Raw genomic sequence first — 23,770 nt, forward strand, 5'->3', positions numbered from 1 at the left:
ATTTGCGGCCAAGCTTGAGGCAGGCGGCCCATGTTGCACCGACGCATCATGAATCGGGGATGAAGGGCGGCCCCTTGCCGCAGGCGTCCGCCGCATCGCGCTTGTGCTGGAAGGCGACGGTCGCGTTTACCGCCCCTTCCTGAACGCCTCCGCCTTCTCGGCCGCCGCTTCCTTGCGCCAGCGTTTGGGGGCTGACTTGTCGACCTCTTCGCCGGCGCCGGTGAGGGCTTCGTTGGCGAATTCGAGGTCGAGGAGCTTCATGCGCTTGATCTCGTCGCGCAGGCGGGCGGCTTCCTCGAACTCGAGGTTGGCGGCGGCGTCGCGCATGCGGCCTTCGAGGTCCTTGAGGGCGGCCTGGAAGTTGGAGCCGAGGAAGGGCTTGGCCGCCTCGGCGACGCCGGGGCGGGTCAGTTGGTCGAGGTCGCGGGACTCGTAGGGGCTCTCCAGGATGTCCTTGATGTCGCGCTTGACGCTTTCGGGCGTGATGCCGTGTTCGAGGTTGTAGGCCTGCTGCTTGTCGCGGCGGCGGTTGGTCTCGGCGATGGCGCGCTCCATCGAGCCGGTCATCTTGTCGGCGTAGAGGATGACGCGGCCGTCGACGTTGCGCGCGGCGCGGCCGATGGTCTGGATCAGGGAGGTTTCCGAACGCAGGAAGCCCTCCTTGTCCGCGTCGAGGATGGCGACCAGGCCGCACTCGGGGATGTCGAGGCCCTCGCGCAGCAGGTTGATGCCGATCAGGACGTCGAAGGCGCCGAGGCGCAGATCGCGCAGAATCTCGATGCGTTCCAGGGTGTCGACGTCGGAGTGCATGTAGCGGACCTTCACGCCCTGCTCGTGCATGTACTCGGTCAGGTCCTCGGCCATCTTCTTGGTCAGGGTGGTGACCAGGGAGCGGTAGCCGTTGCGGGTGGTGGCCTTGACCTCGTCGATGACGTCGTCGACCTGGTTGCGGGTGGCGCCGGAGACGGGGCGGATCTCGACCGGCGGATCGATCAGGCCGGTGGGGCGGATGACCTGTTCCACGAAGACGCCGCCGGTGCGCTCCATCTCCCAACTGCCGGGGGTGGCGGAGACGTGGACCGTCTGGGGCCGCATGGCGTCCCATTCGTCGAACTTCAGCGGGCGGTTGTCTATGGCGGAGGGCAGACGGAAGCCGTACTCGGCCAGGGTGGATTTGCGACTGTAGTCGCCTTTGAACATGGCGCCGATCTGGCCGACAGTGACGTGGCTCTCGTCGACGAACAGCAGGGCGTTGTCGGGGATGTATTCGAAGAAGGTGGGCGGGGGCTCGCCCGGCGCGCGGCCGGTCAGCCAGCGGCTGTAGTTCTCGATGCCGGCGCAGGAGCCGGTGGCCTCCATCATCTCCAGATCGAAGCGGACGCGCTGTTCGAGGCGCTGGGCCTCCAGCAGCTTGCCGTTCTCGTTCATCCAGGCGAGCGTCTCCTTCAGCTCCTCCTTGATGCCGGTGATGGCCTGGTTCAGCGACGGGCGCGGGGTGACATAGTGGCTGGCGGCGTAGACGGTGACCTCGTCCAGCTCGGCGGTCTTCTTGCCGGTCAGGGGGTCGAACTCCTGGATCGACTCCAGCTCGTCGCCGAACAGCTGGATGCGCCAGGCGCGGTCCTCCATGTGGACGGGGAAGATCTCCAGCACGTCGCCGCGCTTGCGGAACATGCCGCGTTCGAAATTCAGGTCGTTGCGCTTGTACTGCAGGGCGATGAGGTCGGCGCGCAGCTTGGCCTCGTCGATGACGTCGCCGACCTTCAGGGAGAAGGTCATGGCGGTATAGGTCTCGACCGAGCCGATGCCGTAGATGCAGGAAACCGAGGCGACCACGATGACGTCGTCGCGTTCCAGGATGGCGCGGGTGGCCGCGTGGCGCATCCGGTCGATCTGCTCGTTAATCGAGCTGTCCTTCTCGATGTAGGTGTCGGTGCGCGGGACGTAGGCCTCGGGCTGGTAGTAGTCGTAGTAGCTGACGAAATACTCGACCGCATTGTCGGGGAAGAAGGCCTTGAACTCGGAATAGAGCTGGGCGGCGAGCGTCTTGTTGTGGGCCAGGATCAGGGCCGGGCGCTGGGTCTGTTCGATGACCTTGGCCATGGTGAAGGTCTTGCCCGAGCCGGTGACGCCCAGCAGGACCTGATCGCGCTCGCCGGCCTCGGCCATGGCGGACAGTTCGGCGATGGCGGCGGGCTGGTCGCCGGCGGGGGTGTATTTCGTCTCCAGCCGGAAGCGGCCGCCCTTTTTCGCGCCCTCGCGCGAGGGGCGGTGGGGGACCCAGTCGGCCGGGGCGGCGGGCGGAATCTCCGGCGTCAGGCGCGGGCCGGCGACGGGGGCGAACATCGGCATGGCCTTGCCGCCGCGGCCGCGCGGCGCGTCGTGGACGAAGGGCGCGGCCATCTCCTGCATCCCTGCGCTCTGGGCGGCGCTCTGGCCGGGCACGTGAACGGGCTTGGGGGGCGGTGTCGAAGGAGAACGAGCCATGAACGTCAAGGTAGTGCGCGCGGGCCGATGACGCCATAGGGCGTCCGATCGCGCGTCCGGGCGATCCGCCCCGGTTCGGCTCAAGCTTCGCCGTAATCTCGTCGAATATCGCCACAATGCCGACTAGAAATGACTATTTCTCGCCATAAAGCGGAAAATTATGGTGTGAAACTGGTCTATTGGCGTCAAAAATGACGCACTTTTTCGCCGAACGTCGCTTTGTCGCAATAATTTGGTTGCCCTGATGTGGCGGTTTGCATAGCGCTGGAGCAACCAAGAAACGTAGAGTCGAACATTGGTATACGAAACGGCGTTCAATGAGCGTCGGGTCTGCTGTTCAATATTCACAGGTACACAGAGGCATATGAGCACTCGTAAAGACTACCTGCTGGGCACGACGATGGTGGCCGGCGCCGCCGCACTGTCGTTGACCCTGCTCGCACCGGGAGCCGCGTTCGCTCAGGACGCAAACGGCCAGGAAGCCGCTTCGACGGTCGACGAAGTCGTCGTCGTCGGTTCGCGCATTCGTCGCGACAACTTCAACGCCCCGTCGCCGACCCAGGTCGTGACGCGTGAAGAAGCCACCCTGCAAGGCTTCGCCTCGACCACGGAAGCCCTGCAGAGCACGGCTGTCACCGGCGGTACGGCGCAGATCAACAACTCCTACGGCGGCTACGTCACCAACGGCGGCCCCGGCGCCAACACCATCGGCCTGCGCGGCATGGGCCCGAGCCGCACCCTGGTGCTGCTGAACGGCCGTCGCGTCTCGCCCGCCGGTTCGCGCGGCTCGGTCGGCTCGGCTGACCTGAATGTCCTGCCGACGGCCATGATCGACCGCGTCGAAGTCCTGCGCGACGGCGCCTCGTCGGTGTACGGCTCGGACGCCGTGGCCGGCGTGGTCAACATCCAGACCCGCAAGAACTTCGAAGGCCTGATCGTCGAAGGTCAGCACAACGAGCCCCTCGACGCCAACGGCGCAGGCGGTTCGGACCGCTTCTCGGTCGTGGCCGGCGCCCGTGGCGACCGCTGGCGGGCCGCCGGTTCGCTGGAACTCTACAACCGCGACGAACTGACCCTGCGCGACCGTGAGTTCACCGAGTGCCAGACGGACGGCCGCCGTCCGACCGCCGCCGGCGTGAGCCGCGACTTCATCGACCCGCTGACCGGCAAGTCGAAGTGCTATCCGATCACCGGCACCGGCTCGAACGGCACCTCGATCAACACGATCGGCGTCAGCATCGACGGCGGCCTGGACGGCGACGGCAACCGCATCTTCTCCAGCGTTGCGGGCACCCCCGCCGCCGGCGCTCCGAACGTCCTGTTCAACCGCTTCCGTCCGAACTCGGGCGTCACCGGCCCGATGGCCGGCTATGAAGGCGTTGGCGGCACGGGCGTGAACGTCAACGTGCGCGACACCTTCGACGACCGCATGCTGAACCGTTCGCTGATCTCGCCGGTCGAGATCGCCACCATCTACGGTGAAGCCGGCTATCAGCTGAACGCTCTGGGCAACGCCGAAGTCTACGGCGAATTCCTGGTCAACAGCCGCAAGTCGTCGCAGACGGGTTACCGTCAGCTGGCCCTGGACTACGCCAAGGGCAGCCCGCTGATCCCGACGGACCTCGCCTTCAGCACCTTCTCGGGCGACCAAGGCCTGAACAAGGGCCAGGACATCGGCGTCCGCGCCTTCATCGGCTTCGGCAACGACCACTCGCGTCAAGAGCAGCTGTTTAACCGCAACGTCGTCGGCATCAAGGGTGACTTCTTCATCCCGGAATGGCGCTATGACATGTCGGCCAGCTACTCGCGTTCGCGTTCGGAATACACGAGCGAGCAGTTCCTGACGAACCGTCTGGTCGAAAGCCTGGACGTCGTCGAAACCTCGCCGGGTCAGTTCCAGTGCCGTGAACTGGCTTCGAACCCGGGCTGCGTCGCCGCGCCGAAGCTGAGCACGCAAGTCATCGGCGGCGTCCTGCCGCAGGCCTGGGTCGACTACGTCTTCCGTCCCGTCACCGGCGTGACCATCTATGAAGAGAAGATCGTCAGCCTCGGCATCGACGGTCCGCTGTTCGACCTGCCGGCTGGCAAGGTGATGGGCTTCTTCGGCGCCGAATGGCGTGATGCGGAAATCGACGACACCCCGGGTCTCGATTCGCAGAACAGCAACACCTACAACTACTCGACCTCGGCGATCACCCGCGGTTCGGACTCGGTGTGGGAAGTCTTCGGTGAAGTCGAAGCTCCGCTGCTGCGCGACGCTCCGTTCGCTCGCGAACTGACGGTCAACGCCTCGTTCCGCTACACGGACTATGACTCGTACGGCGACGACACGACCTACAAGGTGGGTCTGGTCTACCAGCCGATCGACATGCTGACGTTCCGCGCCACCTACGGCACCTCGTACCGCGCCCCGGCGCTGTTCGAGCAGTTCGTCGGTGCGACCTCGGGCTTCCAGTCGGCCAGCTTCGACCCCTGCAGCGAAGTCGATCCGGCTACGGCTACGCCGACCCTCATCGCCAACTGCGCGGTTGACGGCGTGTCCCCCGACTTCCAGCAGAAGTCGAGCGTCGCGGTCATCACCCAGGGCGGCGCTGAAGCCGGCCTGGCTGCTGAAACCTCGACCAACATGACGGTCGGTCTGGTGCTGAAGCCGACCCTGCCTGAGGGCTGGGGCGACTTCGCCTTCGCAGTCGATTACTACGAAATCGAAGTGAAGAACGGTGTGGCCCAGTACGGCGCAGCCAACATCCTGGAACGCTGCTACGACTCGAACACGGCTGACTTCGCCGCCGACGTCGGCTTCTGCTCGCTGGTGACGCGTGACGCCAACGACAAGACGCTCACGGTCCAGAACGGCTACGTCAACCTGGCCACCGACATCGTCAAGGGCCTGGACTACACCGCTCGCTACCGCAAGGACGTCGGTCCGGGCACGGCGCTGTTCAACCTGGCCATCACCCAGTACACGGAAATCTCGAACAAGCTGTTCGCTGAAGACCCGCTGGTTGAATACAAGGGCCGTCTGAACAACCCGGAGTTCACCGGTACGGCTGACGTCTCCTACGCCTGGGATCAGTGGCGCGTGCGCTACGGCGTCGAGTGGATCCAGGGCACGTCGGACTACGCCTATCGTCGTCAGGACCCGGCCACGAGCCAGTTCGACCTCGAGGTCAGCGACTACTACCTGCACAACGCTTCGGTGCAGTACACGGGTGAAGGCTGGACGGTCACGGCCGGCGTTCGCAACCTGTGGAACGAAGAGCCGCCGACTATTTCGTCGGGCTACAACAACCGGGTCGGCAACGCCCCGCTGTACTCGGGCTACGACTACCTGGGCCGCACGGCCTTCGTGAACCTGTCGAAGGCCTTCTAAGGTCCGACCTGATTTCAGGTTGAGGGAAGGGCGGCGGACTTCGGTCCGCCGCCCTTTCTGCGTCTGGCGTGCGTCCGGCCCTGAAGAGGGGCGGGGGAAGTCGTGACGCCGGGGTGGGAAGGGCCGGGCAGACCTCTTCCGCCGGCCTTTCAGCAGCAGTTCAGCAGGCCGCTCACGGGAGGAGCGCGGGGGGAGGTCGCCGTGTGCGGCGCAGCGCCTCAGGCACGGGCGTCTCCCCACGCGCGGGGTCGGTCATGTCGTGGACGACCGCTTCCCGCTCGCCTTCATCGGCGGGAGGGGGCGCAGCTTCTGCTGCGGTCGCGACCAGGAAAAACCCCGGAGCACGGGCTCCGGGGTTTGGTCATTTCTGCGTGCGGCCCGATCAGTCCTGAAGGGGCGCGACCTCGCCGGGACGGGTGCCGTCCGCCAGTCGGCGCTGGCCGGCGAACATCCGGCCCAGCATCCGGCGACCGAAGCCGGCGATGTCGTCGACGATGGTGAAGATGGCCGGGATGTAGAGCAGGGACAGGAAGGTCGAGGAGATCAGGCCGCCCAGGACGGCGATGGCCATGGGCGAGCGGAACTCGACGTCGGCGCCGATGCCCATGGCGATGGGCACCATGCCCGCCCCCATGGCGAAGGTGGTCATCAGGATGGGGCGGGCCCGCTTGTGGGCGGCGTCCATGATGGCTTCGCGGCGGCTCAGGCCGCCCTCCTTCTCGGCGATGATGATGTAGTCCACCAGAAGGATGGAGTTCTTGGCCGCGATCCCCATCAGCATCAGCACCCCGATCAGGGCCGACATGGAGAAGCTCTTGCCGCCGATCACCAGGCCGATGAAGGCGCCGCCGATGGCCAGGGGCAGGGCCGCCATGATGGTGACCGGATAGGCGAAGCTTTTGAACAGCAGGGTCAGGACCGCATACATCAGCAGGATGCCGGAGATGAAGGCGATGCCGAAGCCGACCAGCATTTCCTGGATGAACTCGGCGTCGCCCGCCGGCACCTGACGCACGCCGGCCGGCAGGTTCTTGACCGAGGGCAGGCGGTTGACCGCCTGACCGGCGGCGCCCGTGGTGATGCCGTCCAGTTCGGCCGTGATCGAGGCGATGCGCGAACGGTCCTGGCGGCTGACGGTGGCGGGACCGGCGCCGAACTCGATGTCGGCGACGGCGCTGAGCGGGACCGAGGCGCCGGAGGCGGTCGGGACGCGCAGGCTTTCCAGGACGTTCAGGTCCTCGCGGGCGGCTTCGGTCAGTTGCAGCCGGATCGGAATCTGACGGTCGCCCAGGTTGTACTTGGGCAGGTTCTGCTCGATGTCGCCGATCGTGGCGACCCGCACGGCCTGGGAGATGGAGCCGGCCGAAACGCCCAGGAGGGCGGCCTCGTCAGGACGCGGGGTGACCAGGATTTCCGGGCGGGCGATGGCGGCCGTATTGACGATATTGGCCAGGCCCTTCACGCCGCGCATCTCTTCCTCGACCTTGCGGGCCGCGGCTTCCAGGGTGACGGGGTCGTCGCCGAGGATGGAGAAGGTATAGCTGGTGCCGTCGCCGGGACCGCCGCCTTGCTGGGCGATGCCGGCGCGGATGCGGGCGCCGGGGATCTGCTTCAACTCGTCGACCAGGACGCGCTGGAAGGCCTGCTGGCTGAGCGCCCGCTCGCCCTTGGGCGTCAGGTCGGCGTAGACATTGGCCTGACCCACGTCCTGGCCGCCGATGGCGGCGTAGACCGAGGTGACCTCGGGCCGGGCGTTGAGCTTCTGCGTGACCTGCTGCACGACCGTGTCGGTCTGGCGCAGGGTCGAGCCGGGGGGCAGTTCGATCTGGAAGGCGGCGCGGCCTTCGTCGCCGGGCGACATGAACTCGAACGACATCCTGGCCACGATCGACAGGCCGATCGAGCCGAACAGGAAGACGGCGCCGAGGACGAAGACCTTCCAGCGGTTGCCGAGGCACCAGTGCAGGGCCTTCAGATAGCCGCCCATCCAGAAGGGATCCTTGTCCTCATGCTTGGTGTGCTTGAGCAGGTAGGCGGCCATCAGGGGCGTCAGGGTCCGCGCCACCACCAGGGAGAAGAAGACGCTGATGCAGGCGGCCAGGGCGAAGGCCTTGAAGAACTGGCCAATGATGCCGGGCATGAAGCCGACGGGCGCGAAGACGGCGATGATGGTGCCGGTCGTGGCCACGACGGCCAGACCGATCTCGTCGGCGGCCTCGAAGGCGGCGTCATAGGGCGGTTTGCCGTCGCGCATGTGGCGGACGATGTTCTCGATCTCGACGATGGCGTCATCGACCAGGATGCCGATGGTCAGCGACAGGGCCAGCAGGGTCACGACGTTCAGCGACTGATCCATCGGCCCCAGCAGGGCGAAGGTCGGGATCAGCGACATCGGCATGGCCGTGGCCGCGATCAGGGTCGCGCGCCAGTCGCGCAGGAAGATGAAGACGACGATGACGGCCAGAACGGCGCCCAGAAGCAGGGCTTCCAGCGAGGCGAGGTAGCTCTCCTCGATGTATTTCACGCTGGAGGTGACCTGTTCGATGGTCAGCTCGGGGTGGGCCTCGTCGATCTTCTCGACCTCGGCGCGAACCTTTTCGGCGACCTTGACCTCGCTGGCCTCGCGCGAGCGCAGGAAGTTGAAGGTCACGGCCTCCTGACCGTTGTAGCGGGCCAGACGACGGGGTTCGCCCCACTTGTCCACGACGGCGCCGAGGTCGCCCAGACGGACGCTCTTGCCGTCGCCGACAGGGACCAGGGTCTCACGCAGCTGCGCGACCGAGCCGGCGGCGCCCAGGGTGCGGACCGCGCGCTCGGATCCGGCCACGGTGACGCGGCCGCCGGGCAGGTTGTTGTTGACGTTGGTCAGGGCTTGGCTGACCTGGGCGGCGGTGACGCCGTAGGCCGAGAGACGCTGAGGGTCCAGTTCGACGCGAATCTCGCGGTCCACGCCGCCCGAGCGGTTGACCTCGCCGACGCCGCCGAGCGCCAGCAGGGCGCGGCTCATCTCGTTGTCGATGAACCAGCTGATCTGTTCCGGCGTCATGGTCGGGGAGCGGACCACATAGGTGATCAGGGCGTCGCCGGTGATGTCGATGCGCTGGACCGTCGGCTCCTGCATGTCCTGGGGCAGGGAGCCGCGCACGCCGCTCATGGCGTTGCGCACGTCGTTGGTGGCGCGCTCGGTGTCGGTGCCCAGTTCGAACTCGATGGTGGTCGAGGACACCCCGTCGGTGACGTTGGAATAGATGTGGCGCACGCCCGACAGGCCGGCGATCGAATCCTCGATCACCCGGGTGACCTGAACCTCCATCTCGGCCGGGGCCGCGCCGGGGCGGGCGGCGGTGACGGCGACCAGGGGGAAGTCGATGTCGGGGTTGTTGTTGATCCGCATCCCCAGGAAGCCGGTCACGCCGCTGAGCGTCAGCAGGACGAACAGCAGGATGATCGGGATGGGGTTCTTGATGGCCCAGGAGGAGATGTTGTTCATGGCCGGGCCTTACTTCGCGGCCGGAGCAGCGGCGGCGGGGGCGGCGGCCGGAGCGGCGGCGATGGTCACGCGATCGCCCTCGTTGAGGAAGCCTGCGCCCTGGACGACGACGCGGACGCCGGGTTCGATGCCGCTGACCGAGGTCTGCTCGTCGCGGCGCGACAGGACCGTCACCGGGCGGAAGTGGGCCGCCGCCTGGGCGTCCAGGACGAAGACGCCCGACTTGTTGTTGCGATAGAGGACGGCGCCCGTGGGCACCACGGTCGTCGGCTGGGCCCCGGCGTTGATCGAGGCGCGGGCGAACATGCCCGGCTTCAGGCCGCTGCCGGGCGACAGGGTGATGCGGGCCAGGCCCAGGCGGGTCTGGGCGTCGACCTCGGGCGTGACGATGCGGATGGTGCCGCTGGTGGGCACGCCCTCGTTCGAGGTGATGTTGGCGGTCTGGCCGGCGCGCAGGGCGGGCAGGTCGGTCTCGGGCACCTGGGCGTCCAGCTCCAGACGGCCGTCGCGGACCATGCGGAACAGCTCGGTTCCGGCCGAGACGATCTGGCCCTTGGTGACGCTGCGGCTGATGATCAGGCCCGAGACGGGGGCCTTGATCTCGCTCTGGGCCAGGCGGGTGCGGGTTTCCGACAGCGAGGCGCGGGCCGAGGCCAGGTTGGCCTGGGAGGCGCGCTGGTTGGCCAGGGCCGTATCCAGCGAGGCCTGGCTGAGGAAGCCACGCTCTTTCAGCTCCTGGGCGCGGCCCAGCGCCGCGTCGTCGCGGGCGGCGTTGGCCTCGGCGGTCTGAACGCCCGCCTGTTGCTGGCGCAACTGGGCCTGGAGCAGGGCGTCGTTCAGCTTCACTAGGGTCTGACCCTGACGAACATAGGAGCCTTCATCGACATAGACGCCGACGGCGGTCAGGCCGCCGGTCTCGGCGCCGACCGGCACTTCTTCCCAGGCGGAGACGGTGCCCGAGGCCACGATGACGCGGGGCAGGGCCTGCTCGACGGCGGTGGCGACGCTGACGGTCTGGCGCGAGGCGCCGGGCTTTTCACCGGCCTTGGACTTGTCGTCGCCGTGGCTGCCGCAAGCCGACAGGGTCAGGGCGACGGCGGCCGCCAGAAGGAGGGCCGGGGTACGAAGGGTTTTCGCCACGTGCGAGGATCCTTTGAAAGGGTCGGGGCAGGGCGGCGCGAACCTTCTGTCCGGCGCCGGAACGCAGTTATGCTCGGCTGACGTCTTAGCGTTTCAGCGAAGCCTTCTCAAACCTCGCACGCCAGGATTACCGCGAAGTAATCCAGAGCCTCAGGGACGGTTTCGCGCCGGCAGGGCCTCGATCTCGGCCTCGCTCAGCTTCTTGACCACCTGAACCCGGCAGGGGGTTCGCGGCGAGCCGCCGCCGGCGATGCCGATACGGGTCATGTCGCCTGTGCAGAGACGGTTCATGCCCGCGTCCGGCACGAAGGCGATGCCCAGGGCGAAGTCGATATCGGAGCAGTAACCGAGCGTCTGGAGCTCGAACACGTCCTTGTTCCGACCGCGAATGTAGAGGGTCTGGTTGTCGCCGCGGAAGTTGTCGACCTGGTCGGCGTAGAAGCACTGGCGGCTGCTTCCGGACGGCGAGGCGGGGGGGGCCGCGGTCGGGGCGGCCACGGGGGCGCAGGCGGACAGGGCGCCGACGGCGGCGAGCAGGAACAGGACGGGGCGGGACATGGTGACCTCCAGGGAGCCTGAGCCGTGCCTAGCGCGCCCAGATGAACCTAGGCTGTATAAGCCGGATCGTCGGCCTTTGGTTGCGGCGGGAAACGCGTCGGCGCCAGTCTGCGGGCGAAGTCTCTGGGCAGGGGCGAGGGCTGGTCCAGAATCACGGCGGCCAGGTGCTCGGCCAGCAGCGGGGCGACGCAGAATCCGCGCGAACCCAGGCCGCCCAGGACATAGAGCCCGGGCGCCGACAGCGGCCCGGCGACGGGCAGGCGATCCGGCGTCGTGGCGCGCACGGCCTTGCGGCTGCGGGGCCGGCCGGCCAGGCCCACGCGCGCGGCCAGGTCAGGCAAGGCGGCGGCGAGGGCCGCCAGGTTTCGCGCGGAGGCTTCGGCGTCCGGCGTCCGGTCGGTCCGGCCACGGTCATGGGTGGCGCCGAACAGCAGGCCGGCGCCGGTCGGCACGGCGTAGCCGCCCCAGGCGACGGGGGACGCGGACGGGCCTTCGACCCAGTCCGCCTGGCCGGCGACCGGGGCGAGTGGCAGGTCGGGAGCGAGAGCCGCGACGCCCCATCCGGCGCACAGGACCACGGCGTCCGCCTGAAGGATCTGGCGGTCGTCCGCGTCGATGAGCCGCCACCCGCCTTCATCGGGCAGAAGGCGCGCGATCCGGGCGGCGACGTGCGCGGCGCCGGCCAGCCAGGGCGTGAGCGCCGCCGAGGGGCGCAGGGCCATCGCGCCGGACATCAGCAGGCCGCCGGCCTGGACGGGTTCGCCGAGGCGCCCGGCTGCGGCGGCGGCGTCGAGACGGCTCATGGCGCCGGCCGGCCACAGATCCTGGGCGGCGACCTTGTCGAAGCGGACGGCGTCGCGCGGCGCCTGTTCCAGCTGCAGCACGCCTTCAGCGATCACGGCCTCGGGCAGGGCGCTGTAGAGGATGCGGGCCCGCTCCAGGGCCTGGGCGTGGAAACCGGCGATCAGGGCGTCGCCGGCGTCGAGACGCGGCGTGACCAGGGCGGCGGGAAAGCCGGAACCGCCGGCGCCGGGGTGTTCGGCCTCGACGATGGTGACGCGGGCGCCCCCGGCGATCAGGGCGCGGGCGACCGAGGCCCCGGCGATACCGGCGCCGACGACGGCGACATGGGGTTGAGGTCGGGCTTCTGACGGCGGGGAGGGCAGGCGGGCTTCCAGCCGCTCGCGCTTGCGGCCGTGCCCCGGCCTCTTTTCGACGACGAAGCCGTGTTCGGCCAGGCCGCGCCGCACGGCGCCCGCGACGGTGAAGGTGGCGATCCGCGCGCCGGGGGCGGAACGGGCGGCGATCAGGGCCATGATCTCGGGCGACCACATGCCGGGGTTGAGCGCGGGGGAGAAGCCGTCGAGGAACCAGGCGTCGGCAGGGCCGGACCACTGACCGAGCGCCCATTCGGCGTCGCCGACGGCCAGGTCGATCACGGCGCCCCATTGCGGCAGATCGAGACGATGGAAGCCCGGCGTCCCGACGGGCCAGACGGCCAGCAGGGCCTCGGCGGTCTCGGCCAATTCGGGCCAGGCGGCGAGAGCGCGGGCGGCTTCGTCGCGAGTCAGGGGAAAGCCTTCGACGGAGAAGACATGCAGGCGGCCGTGCGCGGGACGGGCGCGTCGCCACAGGTCCAGCAGGGCCACGATGTTCAGGCCGGTGCCGAAGCCCAGTTCGGCGACGGTGAAGTCGGCGCGTCCGGCCCAGGCTTCGGGGAGGCCGCAGCCTTCGAGGAAGACGGCGCGGGTCTCGGCCAGGCCGTCGTCTTTCGAGAAGTAGACGTCGCCGAATCGACCGGAGCGGGGCGAGCCGTCGTCGGCCCAGACCAGTCGGGGCGAGGCGTCGTCAAGATCAGGGTCGGGCAGTTCGTCGGCCATGCGGGGGCTTTAGCGGTCCGGCCCCGGGCTGGATAGCGGGCACGAAAAAAGGGGCCGTCCGAAGACGACCCCTTTCCGCATCGCGACCCGAAGGCCGCGATCCAAGACGTAAGTCTTAGTGAGCGGCAGCCGGAGCGGCCGGAGCAGCGGCGGCGTCAGCGGCCGGAGCAGCAGCGGCGTCAGCAGCCGGAGCGGCGGCAGCAGCCGTGGCGGCTTCGCCAGCAGCGGCGGCGGCGTCGGTGGCGGCGGCGTCGGCGGTGGCGGCGGCGTCCGTGGCGGTGGCGGCGGCGTCGGTGGCGTCGGCGGCGGCGTCTTCAGCCTTGTCGGTGGCGGCCGGTTGGCAAGCAGCCAGGGCCAGAGCGGCGGCCGAAGCGGCGATCAGAGCGGTGATGCGCATAGTTGTTGTCCTTCAGAAGGTAAAAGCGAGATCATGAACCCTCGCTGGGATGGAGATAACGGGATCGTGAGCGAATCCGCAAGCGAAATTCTCACGGGTTCGTGAAGTCTCGTTATCTGCGGCATGCGAAGGCCGCCCCAACGCCAGTCGGGGCGGCCTTGAACCGGTCTTTGGAAGGCCGATTTTTTTAGTGAGCGGCGGGCGCCGGGGCGGCCGGTGCGGGGGCTGCGGCGGCGGCCGCGGCGTCAGCGGCCTTTTCCGTGGCGGCGCCGGCCGAGGCGGCGGCGTCGGTGGCGGCGCCCGCAGCGGACGACGCGGCGTCAGCGGCCGTGGCGGCGGCGTCGGAGGCCGTGGCGGCGGCGGCGTCCGCAGCGACGGCGGCTTCTTCGGTCTTCTCGGCCGGTTGCTGGCAGGCGGCCAGCGACAGGGCGGAGAGCCCGGCTGCGACGATCATCAGGCGACGGATGGTCATGACTAAAGCCCCTTGGATTTCAGAATTTCGGCGGGACCATCCCGCCATCTCTAGGCGTAACGCGAGATTACGGGGTTCGACAAGTCCGATGTCAGGCCGGGGGGATCGGGCGGGCGGTCGGATCCATCGGATCGGTCGGCGGCCGGTCCTCGGGCAGGGTCGGCGGCGTCTGCGCCGGAGGTGATGCAGGCGGCGCGACGCCTTCGCCCGGCGGGGGCGCGGCGGAGTCAGGCGCCGGCGGCATGGAGTCGTCGGACGCCGAAGACGGGGCGGCGGCCGTCGTCGGAGGCGGCGAGTCGGGCGCGGGGGAGTCGTTGCAGGCCGCCAGCGCGAGCGCGACGCCGGCGCCGAACAACAGGGAGGGCAGGGCTTTCATGCGGGTCTCCTGAATGGGCGCACGCGAACGTGACCCCGGGAGAACCGTCGTGAGCGACCCGTGTTCCCGTCGGCGGACGGATCCGTGCGACGGATCAGGCGTCCGTCGGGGCGGCGGCCAGGGCTTCTTCCATCTCGGTGAAGGAGGGCTGGGCCGTCGAGGGGATGTCGCCACGGCCGATCTCGACCGAGATCTGGGCGGCGTTGCCGTGCAGGTGGGCGACCAGGACCGACTGGATGATCTTGTAGTAGGCGCCTTCCTCTTCGATGATCGCGTTGAGGCGCGCGGCGAAGGGGCCGACCAGGCCATAGGCCAGGAAGACGCCCAGGAAGGTGCCGACCAGGGCGCCGCCGATCATGCCGCCCAGGACTTCCGGCGGCTCGGTGATCGAACCCATGGTCTTCACGATGCCCAGAACGGCGGCGACGATGCCCAGAGCGGGCAGGCCGTCGGCCAGGTTCTGCAGGGCGTGGGCCGGGGCCAGGGCTTCGTGGTGGTGCTTCTCCAGCTGCTTTTCCATGGCGTCCTCGATCTGATGCGGATCCTCGAGGTTCATGGTCATCATCCGCAGGGTGTCGCAGATGAAGTCGGTGGCGAAGTGATCCTTCAGCACCTTGGGGTACTTCTGGAAGATGGTGCTTTCGGCCGGCTTCTCGATGTGGCTCTCCAGGGCGATCACGCCCTTGGACTTCATCGTCTTGGTCAGCTGGAACAGCAGGCTGAGCAGGTCCTTGTAGTCCTGCTTCTTCCACTTGGGCCCGGCGAAGGTCTTGCCCAGGCCGCCCAGCGAACTCTTGATGACCGGCAGGCTGTTGGAGATCAGGAAGGCGGCGACGCCCGCGCCGCCGATGGCCATGAACTCGTGCGGCAGGGCGTGCATGATGACGCCGAACTTGCCGCCCGCCAGAACGTAGCTGCCGAACACCATGGCGAACAGCAGGACAATGCCGATAATCTGGAACATGGGGCGGTCGGACGTCCTGCGGGAGAAAACTCAGGACGCCCGTTATCGGCGTTAATGCTTAAGGGCGAGTTTCACGAATCCCGGTTCGGGACGCAAACTCACAGCCGCGTCGTGCCGTCGAGGATGGCCTCATAGGCCTTGGCGGTCAGCTTCTGATAGCCGGCCTTGCCGCCGCGCACATAGACGGCGCCGTCGACCTTGGCCGCGTCGAAGCCGTCGGCGACCAGATCGACCTTGCGGTATTTGAAGGTGCCGGTGGTCTCGGCCGACTTCATCAGGCGCAGGAAGACCGGGCGGGCGTAGGGCGGCAGCTGCTCGTCGGCGTAGGCGGCGAAGGCGGCGGGATCGAACTTGCCCTCCAGCACCAGGGCGGCCATGCCGGCCTTGCCTTCCTGACCGGGGACGGCGACGCCATAGGCGATGACTTCCTGCACGCCCGGGGCGTCATGCAGGCGCTGCTCGACCTCGGCGGTCGAGACGTTCTCGCCCTTCCAGCGGTAGGTGTCGCCCAGGCGGTCCATGAAGTAGAAATAGCCCTCGCGGTCCTGACGCATCAGGTCGCCGGTGCGGAACCAGCGGTCGCCCTTCTTGAAGACGTCGGTGAGGATCTTTTTCTCCGAGGCCTTCTTGTCGGCGTAGCCCGAGAAGTCGTGACGGATGTCCGAGGCGATCTGGCCGATGGCCTCGCCGGTCTCGCCGATGGAGACCAGCTGGCACAGGCCGTCCGAACGGCGCAGCGGCTCGCCCGTTTCCGGATCCAGGGCGATCAGGCGGATGTTGATCTGCGACTTCAGATAGCTGGGCACGCGGCCGATGGCGCCGGCCTTGCCGTCGAAGTTGAACAGGGAGACGTTGCCCTCGGTGGAGCCGTAGAACTCCATGATGTCCTTGATGCCGAAGCGCGACTGGAACTCGGTCCAGACGTCGGGGCGCAGGCCGTTGCCAAAGGCCAGGCGCAGCTTGTGGGCGCGCTCGTCCTCATTGGGCGGGCAGTTGACCAGATAGCGGCACAGCTCGCCGATATAGACGAACATGGTGGCGCCGGACGTCTTCACATCGGGCCAGAAATGGGTCGAGGAGAAGCGGCGGCGAATGATCATCCGCCCGCCGTTCAGCAGGATCGAGCCGACCCCGACCAGGCCCCCGGTCGAGTGATAGAGCGGCAGGCAGTTGTAGAGGGCGTCCTTGGTCGTCGAGGCCGTGGCCCCGGCGAAGGCGCGCATATAGGTGCGGGCGCGCGAATGGGGGATGCGCGCGGCCTTGGGCAGGCCGGTCGTGCCCGAGGTGAAGATGAACAGGGCTGTGTCGCGGTTGGTCAGGCCGCTGCGCAGGCTCTTGTCGGGGCGCACCGAGGAGGCGCTGCGCACGGCGTTGTCGATGTCGCGACGGTCGTTGCTCTCGTCCTCGTCGGCCAGGCCGTGGACCCAGCTCATCAGGTTGCGATCGACGAAGGGGCGGGCTTCCTCCACCGCGCGCCAGCAGTCCTGGTCCGTCACCACGTTGAAGGCGTTGGAGATGGTCAGGCAGTGGGCCAGGGCCTGGCCCGTCAGGTTGGTGTTGATCAGGGCCGTGGCCACCCCGACCTTGGAGAAGCCGAACCAGGCGGCCAGGTATTCGACCCGGTTGTGCATGACCAGGGCGATGACGTCCGAGCGCTTCAGGTTCCGCGCCTTGGCCCAGTGGGCGTAGCGGTTGGCCAGGGCGTCCAGTTCGCGATAGGTCAGGCGACGCGTCTCGTCCTCGAGCGCGACATTGTCGGGGAATTTGTCGACGGCTTCCTCGATGTCGTCACAGACCAGGACGTCGCTGTCGAGGGTGATGGGCTTGATGCGCTTCAGGAGGCGGTACAGCCCGCCCGCGAACTTCATATCGCGCCGGATGTTCGCTGCCAGACCCATGGATGCGCCGCCTCTTCCCGAATTATGACTTTCAAGGGTGATGAACGGGCGACGGCGGCGGGTCAACAGGTCGCAAGCGCGCATCGCCACAATGTTTCGTCAATACGATGCTTGAACCTCGTTTTCGATGACGTCGCGTAAGGTTGCTGCGCGACGTTACGTCAACCTCCGCCGGGTTTGCAGGACAGAAGGTCGCAAGAAACGACAGTTTGATGACTTGATCACGCTTTCGCCTGAACTGTGGCGGGGGTGGTGTTTCTTCGCGGCGGCGCGGCTTTTCGCGGAACCTTGCTCTTTTGGTCGGGGTTGAGGGGCCTCGATCAAAGGAGAAGACATCATGTCCGTGACCTATACTGATCAGGTTCGCCCTGCCGCCGCCCGCGTCGACGGCGACGCCTATGTGCCCGTCTACGCCCGCAGCGACGTCCGCAAGTCGAGCAAGCCGGTGAAGACCTGGATGATCCTGGCGCCCCTGGGCGTGCTGGTGGTCGGCGGCGCGGCGGCGGCCATGCTGATGCAGCCGCAGGAAGCCGCGGCGCCGGCGCCGGCGACGATGGAGGCCGCGCCGGTTGCGCCTGCCGCAACGCCTTTGACGGCGCCGACCATTCCGATGGAGACGCCGGCGGAGCTGGCGACGGCCCCGTCCATTCCCCCGTCCGAGGCGGCGCCGGTCGAGCGCCGGGCGACGCCGGCCCGAACCGCTCCGGCCGCGTCCAGGCCCGCCCCAGTCCCGGCGCCGACGCCGGTGGTGGAGGCGCCCGTCCCCACGGGGCCGCAGCCCTATCTGTCGGTCGCCCCGCAGGCGACCGCCCCGACAGCCTTGACCCCGGCGGCGCCGGTCACGCCGACGGCCCCGCCCGCGCCCATCGTGATCACGCCGCTGAACTGATCAAGGCCACGGCGCAAACGGAGAGGCCCGGCTGACGCCGGGCCTTTTCATTGGGGCCTCAGGGGGCGGAAGGGGTCACGCGCCAGATGACGTCACCCACGTCGTCGGCGACCAGCAGGGCGCCGGAGCGGACGCCCAGAACCCCGACCGGACGCCCCATGGCCTCGCCCTTGTCGTTGCGGAAGCCGGTCAGGACGTCCTGCGGCGGACCTGCGGGCTTGCCGCCGCTGAAGGGAACGAAGATGACCTTGTAGCCCGCGGGCGGGTTGCGGTTCCACGAGCCGTGCTGGCCGACGATGGCCCCGTTGCGCCGCTGGGGCATGAGGGCGCCGGTATAGAAGGTCAGGCCCAGGGAGGCCGTGTGCGCGCCCAGGGCGTAGTCGGGCCTGATGGCCCTGGCGACCATGTCGGGGCGGGGCGGCTGGACCCGCGCATCGACGGTCTGGCCGTAATAGCTCCACGGCCAGCCATAGAAGCCGCCGGGCGTGACCGAGGTCATGTAGTCGGGGACAAGGTCGTCGCCGATCTCGTCGCGCTCGTTGACCGAGACCCACAGGCGGCCGTCCTCGGGGTTCCAGGCCATGCCGACCGGATTGCGCAGGCCCGAGGCGAAGACGCGCCGGGCGCCGGTCGCCGGATCGATCTCCAGCACGGCGGCGCGGTCGATCTCTTCATCCAGCCCGTTCTCGCCGACATTGGAGTTGGAGCCGACCCCGACATAGAGCCTGGAACCGTCCGCCGAGGCGACCAGGCTCTTGGTCCAGTGGTGGTTGCGACCGGCGGGCAGGTCCGCGACCTTGACCGGCGTCGCCGTGATCTGCGTCTGGCCGGTCTGATAGGGGACGGCGACCACGGCGTCGGCGTTGGCGACGAACAGGCGATCGCCGATCAGGGCCATGCCGAAGGGCGAGGTCAGGCCGGACAGGAAGACGGTCTTCACCTCAGCCACGCCGTCGCCGTCGGCGTCACGCAGCAGGGTGATGCGGTCAGGGCTGGGGACGCCCGCGCCCGCCCTGCCCATGACGCGGCGCTCGAACCAGCCGCGTATGCCGCCTCCGTTCCCCTCCGGCTTGGGCGGGGCGTTGGTCTCGGCGACCAGGACGTCGCCGTTGGGCAGTTCGTAGAGCCAGCGCGGATGGTCCAGGCCGGTGGCGAAGGCGTTGACGGACAGGCCAGGGGCGGGGACCGGCGTGCGGCCCTGGGGCCAGCCGACGGCGGGGGCGATCCTGACCGTCGGGATGCGCTGGACGCGGGCTTCGGGCAACTGTGGATTGGCGCCGAAGCCGACGCTTTCGGGCAGGGCGTTCTCGGTCTCGCAGCCGCAAAGGGCCAGCAGGGCGAGAGCGGGCAGGATGCGGCGTGCGGACATGAGGCGATCCTTGATGTTCGGCGGCACTATAGCGCGAACCAGAACAGAAACCCTCTCCCATTGGGAGAGGGGCGGGGCCTTGAGCAGAAGGCGAGGGCTGCCTATCTGCGCAACCTGCGCCGGGGAGGGTTCATGCCGCCAGTCATCTCCATTCAAGGTCTGACCAAGACCTACAAGGCGGGGCATCAGGCCCTGAAACGCGTCGATCTAGAGATCGAGAAGGGCGAGATCTTCGCCCTGCTGGGTCCGAACGGGGCGGGCAAGACGACGATGATCTCCATCGTCTGCGGCATCGTCACGCCCTCGACCGGGACTATTATGGCGGACGGCTGTGATATCCAGAAAGACTACCGCGCCGCGCGCACCCGCATCGGCCTGGTGCCGCAGGAGCTGACGACCGACGCCTTCGAGACCGTCTGGGCCACCGTCACCTTCAGCCGGGGCCTGTTCGGCAAGGCGCCGAACCCGGCCCATGTCGAACAGATCCTTCGCGACCTCAGCCTGTGGGACAAGAAGGACGCCAAGATCATGACCCTGTCCGGCGGGATGAAGCGCCGCGTCATGATCGCCAAGGCCCTGAGCCACGAGCCGGACATCCTGTTCCTGGACGAACCCACGGCGGGCGTCGACGTCGAGCTGCGCCGGGACATGTGGTCCCTGGTGCGTCGCCTGCGCGAGCGCGGCGTGACCATCATCCTGACCACTCACTACATCGAGGAGGCCGAGGAGATGGCCGACCGGGTCGGGGTCATCCTCAAGGGCGAGCTGATCCTGGTCGAGAAGACCGCCGACCTGATGCAGAAGCTGGGCAAGAAGACCCTGACCCTTCAGCTTCAGGAGCCGCTGGCGGCCGTGCCGCCGGAACTGGCCGAATGGAACCTGACGCTGCAAGGCGACGGGGCCGAACTGGAGTACGTCTTCGATTCCAACGCCGACAAGACCGGCGTGCCGTCCCTGCTGCGCCGCCTGTCGGACCTCGGGATCGGGTTCAAGGATCTCAGCACCCGCCAGAGCTCGCTCGAGGACATCTTCGTCGGCCTGGTCCATCAGGATCGGGAGGCCGCGTGATGAGCTTCAACGGATACGGCGTCTGGGCCATCTACCGCTTCGAGATGGCGCGCGCCCTTCGCACCCTGTGGCAGTCGCTGGTGACGCCGGTCATCACGACGTCGCTCTATTTCGTCGTCTTCGGCGGCGCCATCGGCAGCCGCATGACCGAGGTGGACGGCGTCCCCTACGGCGCCTTCATCGTGCCGGGGTTGATCATGCTCAGCCTGTTCACCCAGTCGATCTTCAACGCCTCCTTCGGCATCTACTTCCCCAAGTTCACCGGCACGATCTACGAGATCCTGTCCGCCCCCGTCTCGCCGCTGGAGATCGTCCTGGCCTATGTCGGGGCGGCGGCGACCAAGTCGGCGATCCTCGGCCTCATCATCCTGGCCACGGCGGCCTTCTTCGTGCCGCTGGAGATCCTGCACCCCTTCTGGATGCTGGCCTTCCTGATCCTGATCTCGACCACCTTCGCCCTGTTCGGCTTCATCATCGGGGTCTGGGCGCAGAATTTCGAACAGTTGCAGTTCGTGCCCATGCTGATCGTCACGCCCCTGACCTTCCTGGGCGGCGCCTTCTATTCCATCGAGATGCTGCCCGAGGGCTGGCGCACCGTCGCCCTGTTCAACCCGGTGGTCTATCTGATCTCGGGCTTCCGCTGGGCCTTCTACGGGGTGGGGGACGTCAGCGTGGGGGTCAGCCTGACGGCGACGCTGGGCTTCTTCTTCGCCTGTCTGGCGGTGGTGGGCTGGATCTTCCGCACGGGGTATCGTCTGAAGAACTGAGGGCGAAAGCGGCTGTCACGAAACCGCCGAACTCGCTCAGCAGTTTGAACGTTCGCCGACCCTTTCCGTGATGCGCGCCGCCCGGCGCCGGAGCCCGAATGTCCGACGCCGACGACAAATCCGTTCCCTTTGCTCGCCGTCAGGCGCAGTGGGGACGACCGCCCCAGACGACCTTCATTGCAGGTCCCTTGCCGCGCGGCACGGGGCTGATGCCGCCCGTGGCGTCCGCGCCCAAGACCGAGGCGTCCAGGACCCAGGCGCTCGGAGGCGAAACGGCCAGACCGGCGCCTCGCGCGCCGGCCGCCGGGCCGGGCCATGCGTTCGGAGGGTCTCTGGTGCCGCAACGGCGCGCGACGCCGCCGGCCGCCGCGCCGACCTTTCTGACGGCCCCGATGCCGGGGTTGGCCACGCCGCCGCGGCCTGCGCCGAGCCTGGCCCCTGTCGCCCCGACCTTGACCTCGGCTGCGGTCGAGACGGCGAAGTCCGCGCCGGTCGACGCCACGCCGCGCCCCTTGCCTCCGGTCCAGGCCCCCGTGGAGCCGGTCGTCGCGAAAACGCCGCGAGCCGTCTCTCATGAGGATGCGCCCCGGCCGGTCGCGTCACGACCTGATCCGGTCGTCCGCGCCGCCGCCGCGCCGGCGTCCGCCCCTGTCCCGCCGCGGAAAACCGCCAATCGCCTGCCCCTCTATATCGCCGCCGCAGCCGTGGTGGTGGTCGGCGCTCCCGTCGTCACCTGGCTGATCACGCGCTCGAACAGCGAGCCGGCGCCTGCAGCGCCGTCGCCGGTCCTGGAGGCTTCGGGCACCGCCGTCTCGGTCCCGCCGGTCGTCGAGAATGCTGGGACGGTCGCGGCGGAGACGCCCGTGGCCGCCGCGCCGCCGCCGGCGCCCTCGCCCGTCGCTCCGCGTCCCGCCGTCGTGCGTCGCGCGCCGGCCGCCGCATCGACACAGGGGCGGACTACGGACAGGAGCTCTTCCGCTCCGACCACGGCCGTCGCTGCTCCGTCTGTTGTGCCCCCCGCCTCGCCTCCGCCCGTGGTGGTGGTGGCGCCGGCGCCCGAAACGAGCCCGCCTGCCGCTCCGCCGCCGACCGCCGCGCGTCCGGCGCAGAGCGATCCCGACGCCCCGGTCGTCACCAAGCCCCAACCCCTGGACTAGGATCGCCTCGCGGGCCGGGCGCTTGTCGGGCCCGATCCGCCCGGCTATGGCCCGGCCTGGGCGAGACCCCCGCTGGTTTGCGGCGGGTCGGCGCCCCGGTTGTTTGTAGCGTGAGGCCCAGAATGCAGATCTCGAGTCCGGCGGTGTTCGCCATCCGTAGCGGGGGAAAGGGCGACGAGGATGCGGCGGCGGCGTCGGTGCAGGCCCTGTTGCACGATCACGCCGACAACCTGGTTCAGGCCTTCTACGACACCCTGCTGAAAGACCCGGAGGCCAAGGCCTTCCTGCATCACTCCATCGTGCAGGAGCGGCTGAGCCGATCGCTGCATGACTGGCTGCTGGACCTGCTGAACACCGACGAGGCGGCGAACGACGCCGCCTTCGTGGCCCGCCAGGTCAAGATCGGCGAGGTTCACGCCCGCATCAAGATTCCGATGCACCTGGTCATGGCCGGGGCCTCGGTCCTGAAGGCCCGGCTCGCCGACCTGCTCGAGAACGAAGCCGACGGCTTCCGCCAGTTCCGCCTGATCGACGAGCGCATCGATGCGGCCATCCGCCTGATGAGCCAGTCCTATGTGAAGGGCACCATGAACCGGGCCCGGCTGGACGAGGCCTATCGCCTGTTCTCGCTGGATCAGGACGTCAATCTGGAGCGCGAGAGCCAGCGGGCCAGCCTGATGGAATGGGGCCAGAAGACCCTGTTTCGCATCCTGGGCAACGGCGCCGTCGACGGGCGCGAGGCCATGGCCAACTCGGCCTTCGGCCTGTGGATCCGTCACCGCGCGGGCTTCCTGTTCGAGACCTCGCCGCATCTGGCGGCGTTGAACCAGGTCATGGCGCGGATCGACGGCGAACTGCTGCCTCGGCTGGAGCCCGACAGCGGCGGCGATCGCGCCGAGGCCCTGAAGGCCCTGCAGGCGGCGGTCGAGGAGGTCGCCTATCTGCTGAACGAGATGTTCCAGGTCCTGGGCGACATGGAGGGCGGCCGCGATCCCCTGACGCGGGCGCTGAACCGGCGCTTCCTGCCCTCGATCCTGAGCCGCGAGATCGGCTTCGCCAACGCTAACAAGAGCGCCCTGTCGGTCATGCTGATCGACGTGGACCACTTCAAGAGCGTCAATGACACGCGCGGTCACCAGGCCGGCGACGAGGTCCTGCGTCAGGTGGCCGAGGCCATCACCGAGAACGTCCGGCCCAGCGACTTCGTCTTCCGTTATGGCGGCGAGGAGTTCCTGGTGGTGCTGGTCGAGACGCGGCTGGATCAGGCCACGGCCATCGCCGAGCGCGTCCGCGCCGCCCTGCAGGGACGAGAGATCAAGGCGGGCGGTCTCGAGACTTTTGGCGTCACCGCCTCGATCGGCGTGGCCGAACACGGCGGCCACCCGGACGAGAACTTCCTGATCAAGGCTGCCGACGAGGCCCTGTATCGCGCCAAGAACACGGGCCGGAACCGCGTCGAGCGGGGGTAGGGAGCTGCCGGCTCGA

At 68.4% G+C, this 23,770-nt stretch carries 18 protein-coding genes; 6 read left to right on the forward strand and 12 right to left on the reverse strand.

The genetic code is table 11. The features are described from left to right. Window positions 1–126: 126 nt before the first annotated feature. Window positions 127–2,487 (reverse strand): excinuclease ABC subunit UvrB, encoded by a 2,361-nt coding sequence (uvrB, locus tag ACZ5XO_RS03085; RefSeq protein WP_464163861.1) that lies wholly within the window; start codon window positions 2,485–2,487, stop codon window positions 127–129. A 364-nt stretch (window positions 2,488–2,851) separates the two neighbouring features. Here uvrB and ACZ5XO_RS03090 point away from each other — a divergent pair, with 364 nt between their 5' ends. After that, window positions 2,852–5,860 carry a TonB-dependent receptor domain-containing protein gene (locus ACZ5XO_RS03090; RefSeq protein WP_464163862.1) on the forward strand — a complete coding sequence of 1,003 codons (3,009 nt, stop codon included), beginning with the start codon at window positions 2,852–2,854 and terminating at the stop codon, window positions 5,858–5,860. 382 nt (window positions 5,861–6,242) lie between these two features. Here the strand turns inward: ACZ5XO_RS03090 and ACZ5XO_RS03095 are convergent, their stop codons facing one another. The 9 genes from ACZ5XO_RS03095 to ACZ5XO_RS03135 form a co-directional block, all read right to left on the reverse strand. Next, window positions 6,243–9,350, reverse strand: coding sequence for an efflux RND transporter permease subunit (locus ACZ5XO_RS03095; RefSeq protein ID WP_464163863.1), 3,108 nt, complete (start codon window positions 9,348–9,350; stop codon window positions 6,243–6,245). A gap of 9 nt (window positions 9,351–9,359) precedes the next feature. Beyond that, a complete protein-coding gene (locus tag ACZ5XO_RS03100) occupies window positions 9,360–10,490 on the reverse strand; it encodes an efflux RND transporter periplasmic adaptor subunit (protein ID WP_464163864.1) in 1,131 nt (376 codons plus the stop codon). Window positions 10,491–10,640: 150 nt separating this feature from the next. Then, window positions 10,641–11,048 carry a DUF6491 family protein gene (locus tag ACZ5XO_RS03105; RefSeq protein ID WP_464163865.1) on the reverse strand — a complete coding sequence of 136 codons (408 nt, stop codon included), beginning with the start codon at window positions 11,046–11,048 and terminating at the stop codon, window positions 10,641–10,643. A gap of 47 nt (window positions 11,049–11,095) precedes the next feature. Further along, entirely contained in the window at window positions 11,096–12,928 is a 1,833-nt protein-coding gene (gene mnmC / locus ACZ5XO_RS03110; protein WP_464163866.1) for a bifunctional tRNA (5-methylaminomethyl-2-thiouridine)(34)-methyltransferase MnmC2/FAD-dependent 5-carboxymethylaminomethyl-2-thiouridine(34) oxidoreductase MnmC1, read from the reverse strand. Window positions 12,929–13,043: 115 nt separating this feature from the next. Beyond that, window positions 13,044–13,325, reverse strand: coding sequence for a hypothetical protein (locus tag ACZ5XO_RS03115; RefSeq protein ID WP_464163867.1), 282 nt, complete (start codon window positions 13,323–13,325; stop codon window positions 13,044–13,046). A 187-nt stretch (window positions 13,326–13,512) separates the two neighbouring features. After that, entirely contained in the window at window positions 13,513–13,797 is a 285-nt protein-coding gene (locus ACZ5XO_RS03120; RefSeq protein ID WP_464163868.1) for a hypothetical protein, read from the reverse strand. 91 nt (window positions 13,798–13,888) lie between these two features. Further along, the gene (locus ACZ5XO_RS03125) at window positions 13,889–14,173 is read right to left on the reverse strand and encodes a hypothetical protein (RefSeq protein ID WP_464163869.1); all 285 of its coding nucleotides are present in this window, start codon (window positions 14,171–14,173) and stop codon (window positions 13,889–13,891) included. Window positions 14,174–14,267: 94 nt separating this feature from the next. Then, window positions 14,268–15,137 (reverse strand): flagellar motor stator protein MotA, encoded by an 870-nt coding sequence (motA, locus tag ACZ5XO_RS03130; RefSeq protein ID WP_464163870.1) that lies wholly within the window; start codon window positions 15,135–15,137, stop codon window positions 14,268–14,270. Window positions 15,138–15,235: 98 nt separating this feature from the next. Further along, a complete protein-coding gene (locus ACZ5XO_RS03135; protein ID WP_464163871.1) occupies window positions 15,236–17,035 on the reverse strand; it encodes a long-chain-acyl-CoA synthetase in 1,800 nt (599 codons plus the stop codon). 337 nt (window positions 17,036–17,372) lie between these two features. Here ACZ5XO_RS03135 and ACZ5XO_RS03140 point away from each other — a divergent pair, with 337 nt between their 5' ends. Beyond that, window positions 17,373–17,924 carry a hypothetical protein gene (locus ACZ5XO_RS03140; RefSeq protein WP_464163872.1) on the forward strand — a complete coding sequence of 184 codons (552 nt, stop codon included), beginning with the start codon at window positions 17,373–17,375 and terminating at the stop codon, window positions 17,922–17,924. A gap of 58 nt (window positions 17,925–17,982) precedes the next feature. Here ACZ5XO_RS03140 and ACZ5XO_RS03145 read toward each other — a convergent pair whose 3' ends face one another. Continuing rightward, window positions 17,983–19,293 carry a PQQ-dependent sugar dehydrogenase gene (locus ACZ5XO_RS03145; protein WP_464163873.1) on the reverse strand — a complete coding sequence of 437 codons (1,311 nt, stop codon included), beginning with the start codon at window positions 19,291–19,293 and terminating at the stop codon, window positions 17,983–17,985. A 132-nt stretch (window positions 19,294–19,425) separates the two neighbouring features. Here ACZ5XO_RS03145 and ACZ5XO_RS03150 point away from each other — a divergent pair, with 132 nt between their 5' ends. After that, window positions 19,426–20,361 (forward strand): ABC transporter ATP-binding protein, encoded by a 936-nt coding sequence (locus ACZ5XO_RS03150; protein ID WP_464163874.1) that lies wholly within the window; start codon window positions 19,426–19,428, stop codon window positions 20,359–20,361. Beyond that, on the forward strand, window positions 20,361–21,128 hold the full coding sequence (locus tag ACZ5XO_RS03155) for an ABC transporter permease (protein WP_464163875.1): 768 nt from the start codon (window positions 20,361–20,363) through the stop codon (window positions 21,126–21,128). The genes ACZ5XO_RS03150 and ACZ5XO_RS03155 overlap by 1 nt, the downstream gene beginning before the upstream one ends. A 139-nt stretch (window positions 21,129–21,267) precedes the next feature. On the opposite strand, the gene ACZ5XO_RS03160 is transcribed toward ACZ5XO_RS03155, so the two are convergent. Further along, window positions 21,268–21,630 (reverse strand): hypothetical protein, encoded by a 363-nt coding sequence (locus tag ACZ5XO_RS03160; RefSeq protein ID WP_464163876.1) that lies wholly within the window; start codon window positions 21,628–21,630, stop codon window positions 21,268–21,270. Between the two features lie 31 nt (window positions 21,631–21,661). Between ACZ5XO_RS03160 and ACZ5XO_RS03165 the strand changes: the two genes are divergently transcribed. Both ACZ5XO_RS03165 and ACZ5XO_RS03170 read left to right on the forward strand, forming a co-directional pair. Continuing rightward, window positions 21,662–22,285 carry a hypothetical protein gene (locus ACZ5XO_RS03165; RefSeq protein WP_464163877.1) on the forward strand — a complete coding sequence of 208 codons (624 nt, stop codon included), beginning with the start codon at window positions 21,662–21,664 and terminating at the stop codon, window positions 22,283–22,285. A gap of 122 nt (window positions 22,286–22,407) precedes the next feature. Next, window positions 22,408–23,754, forward strand: coding sequence for a GGDEF domain-containing protein (locus ACZ5XO_RS03170; protein ID WP_464163878.1), 1,347 nt, complete (start codon window positions 22,408–22,410; stop codon window positions 23,752–23,754). The last annotated feature ends 16 nt before the right edge of the window (window positions 23,755–23,770 follow it).

The sequence above is a fragment of the Brevundimonas sp. T2-11 genome (assembly GCF_055397675.1).

Coding starts and splice junctions, on each gene's coding strand:
- uvrB (WP_464163861.1), bottom strand. CDS start 2,487: ATGGCTCGTTCTCCTTCGACACCGCCCCCCAAGCCCGTTCACGTGCCC.
- ACZ5XO_RS03090 (WP_464163862.1), top strand. CDS start 2,852: ATGAGCACTCGTAAAGACTACCTGCTGGGCACGACGATGGTGGCCGGC.
- ACZ5XO_RS03095 (WP_464163863.1), bottom strand. CDS start 9,350: ATGAACAACATCTCCTCCTGGGCCATCAAGAACCCCATCCCGATCATC.
- ACZ5XO_RS03105 (WP_464163865.1), bottom strand. CDS start 11,048: ATGTCCCGCCCCGTCCTGTTCCTGCTCGCCGCCGTCGGCGCCCTGTCC.
- mnmC (WP_464163866.1), bottom strand. CDS start 12,928: ATGGCCGACGAACTGCCCGACCCTGATCTTGACGACGCCTCGCCCCGA.
- ACZ5XO_RS03115 (WP_464163867.1), bottom strand. CDS start 13,325: ATGCGCATCACCGCTCTGATCGCCGCTTCGGCCGCCGCTCTGGCCCTG.
- ACZ5XO_RS03120 (WP_464163868.1), bottom strand. CDS start 13,797: ATGACCATCCGTCGCCTGATGATCGTCGCAGCCGGGCTCTCCGCCCTG.
- ACZ5XO_RS03125 (WP_464163869.1), bottom strand. CDS start 14,173: ATGAAAGCCCTGCCCTCCCTGTTGTTCGGCGCCGGCGTCGCGCTCGCG.
- motA (WP_464163870.1), bottom strand. CDS start 15,137: ATGTTCCAGATTATCGGCATTGTCCTGCTGTTCGCCATGGTGTTCGGC.
- ACZ5XO_RS03135 (WP_464163871.1), bottom strand. CDS start 17,035: ATGGGTCTGGCAGCGAACATCCGGCGCGATATGAAGTTCGCGGGCGGG.
- ACZ5XO_RS03140 (WP_464163872.1), top strand. CDS start 17,373: ATGTCCGTGACCTATACTGATCAGGTTCGCCCTGCCGCCGCCCGCGTC.
- ACZ5XO_RS03145 (WP_464163873.1), bottom strand. CDS start 19,293: ATGTCCGCACGCCGCATCCTGCCCGCTCTCGCCCTGCTGGCCCTTTGC.
- ACZ5XO_RS03150 (WP_464163874.1), top strand. CDS start 19,426: ATGCCGCCAGTCATCTCCATTCAAGGTCTGACCAAGACCTACAAGGCG.
- ACZ5XO_RS03155 (WP_464163875.1), top strand. CDS start 20,361: ATGAGCTTCAACGGATACGGCGTCTGGGCCATCTACCGCTTCGAGATG.
- ACZ5XO_RS03170 (WP_464163878.1), top strand. CDS start 22,408: ATGCAGATCTCGAGTCCGGCGGTGTTCGCCATCCGTAGCGGGGGAAAG.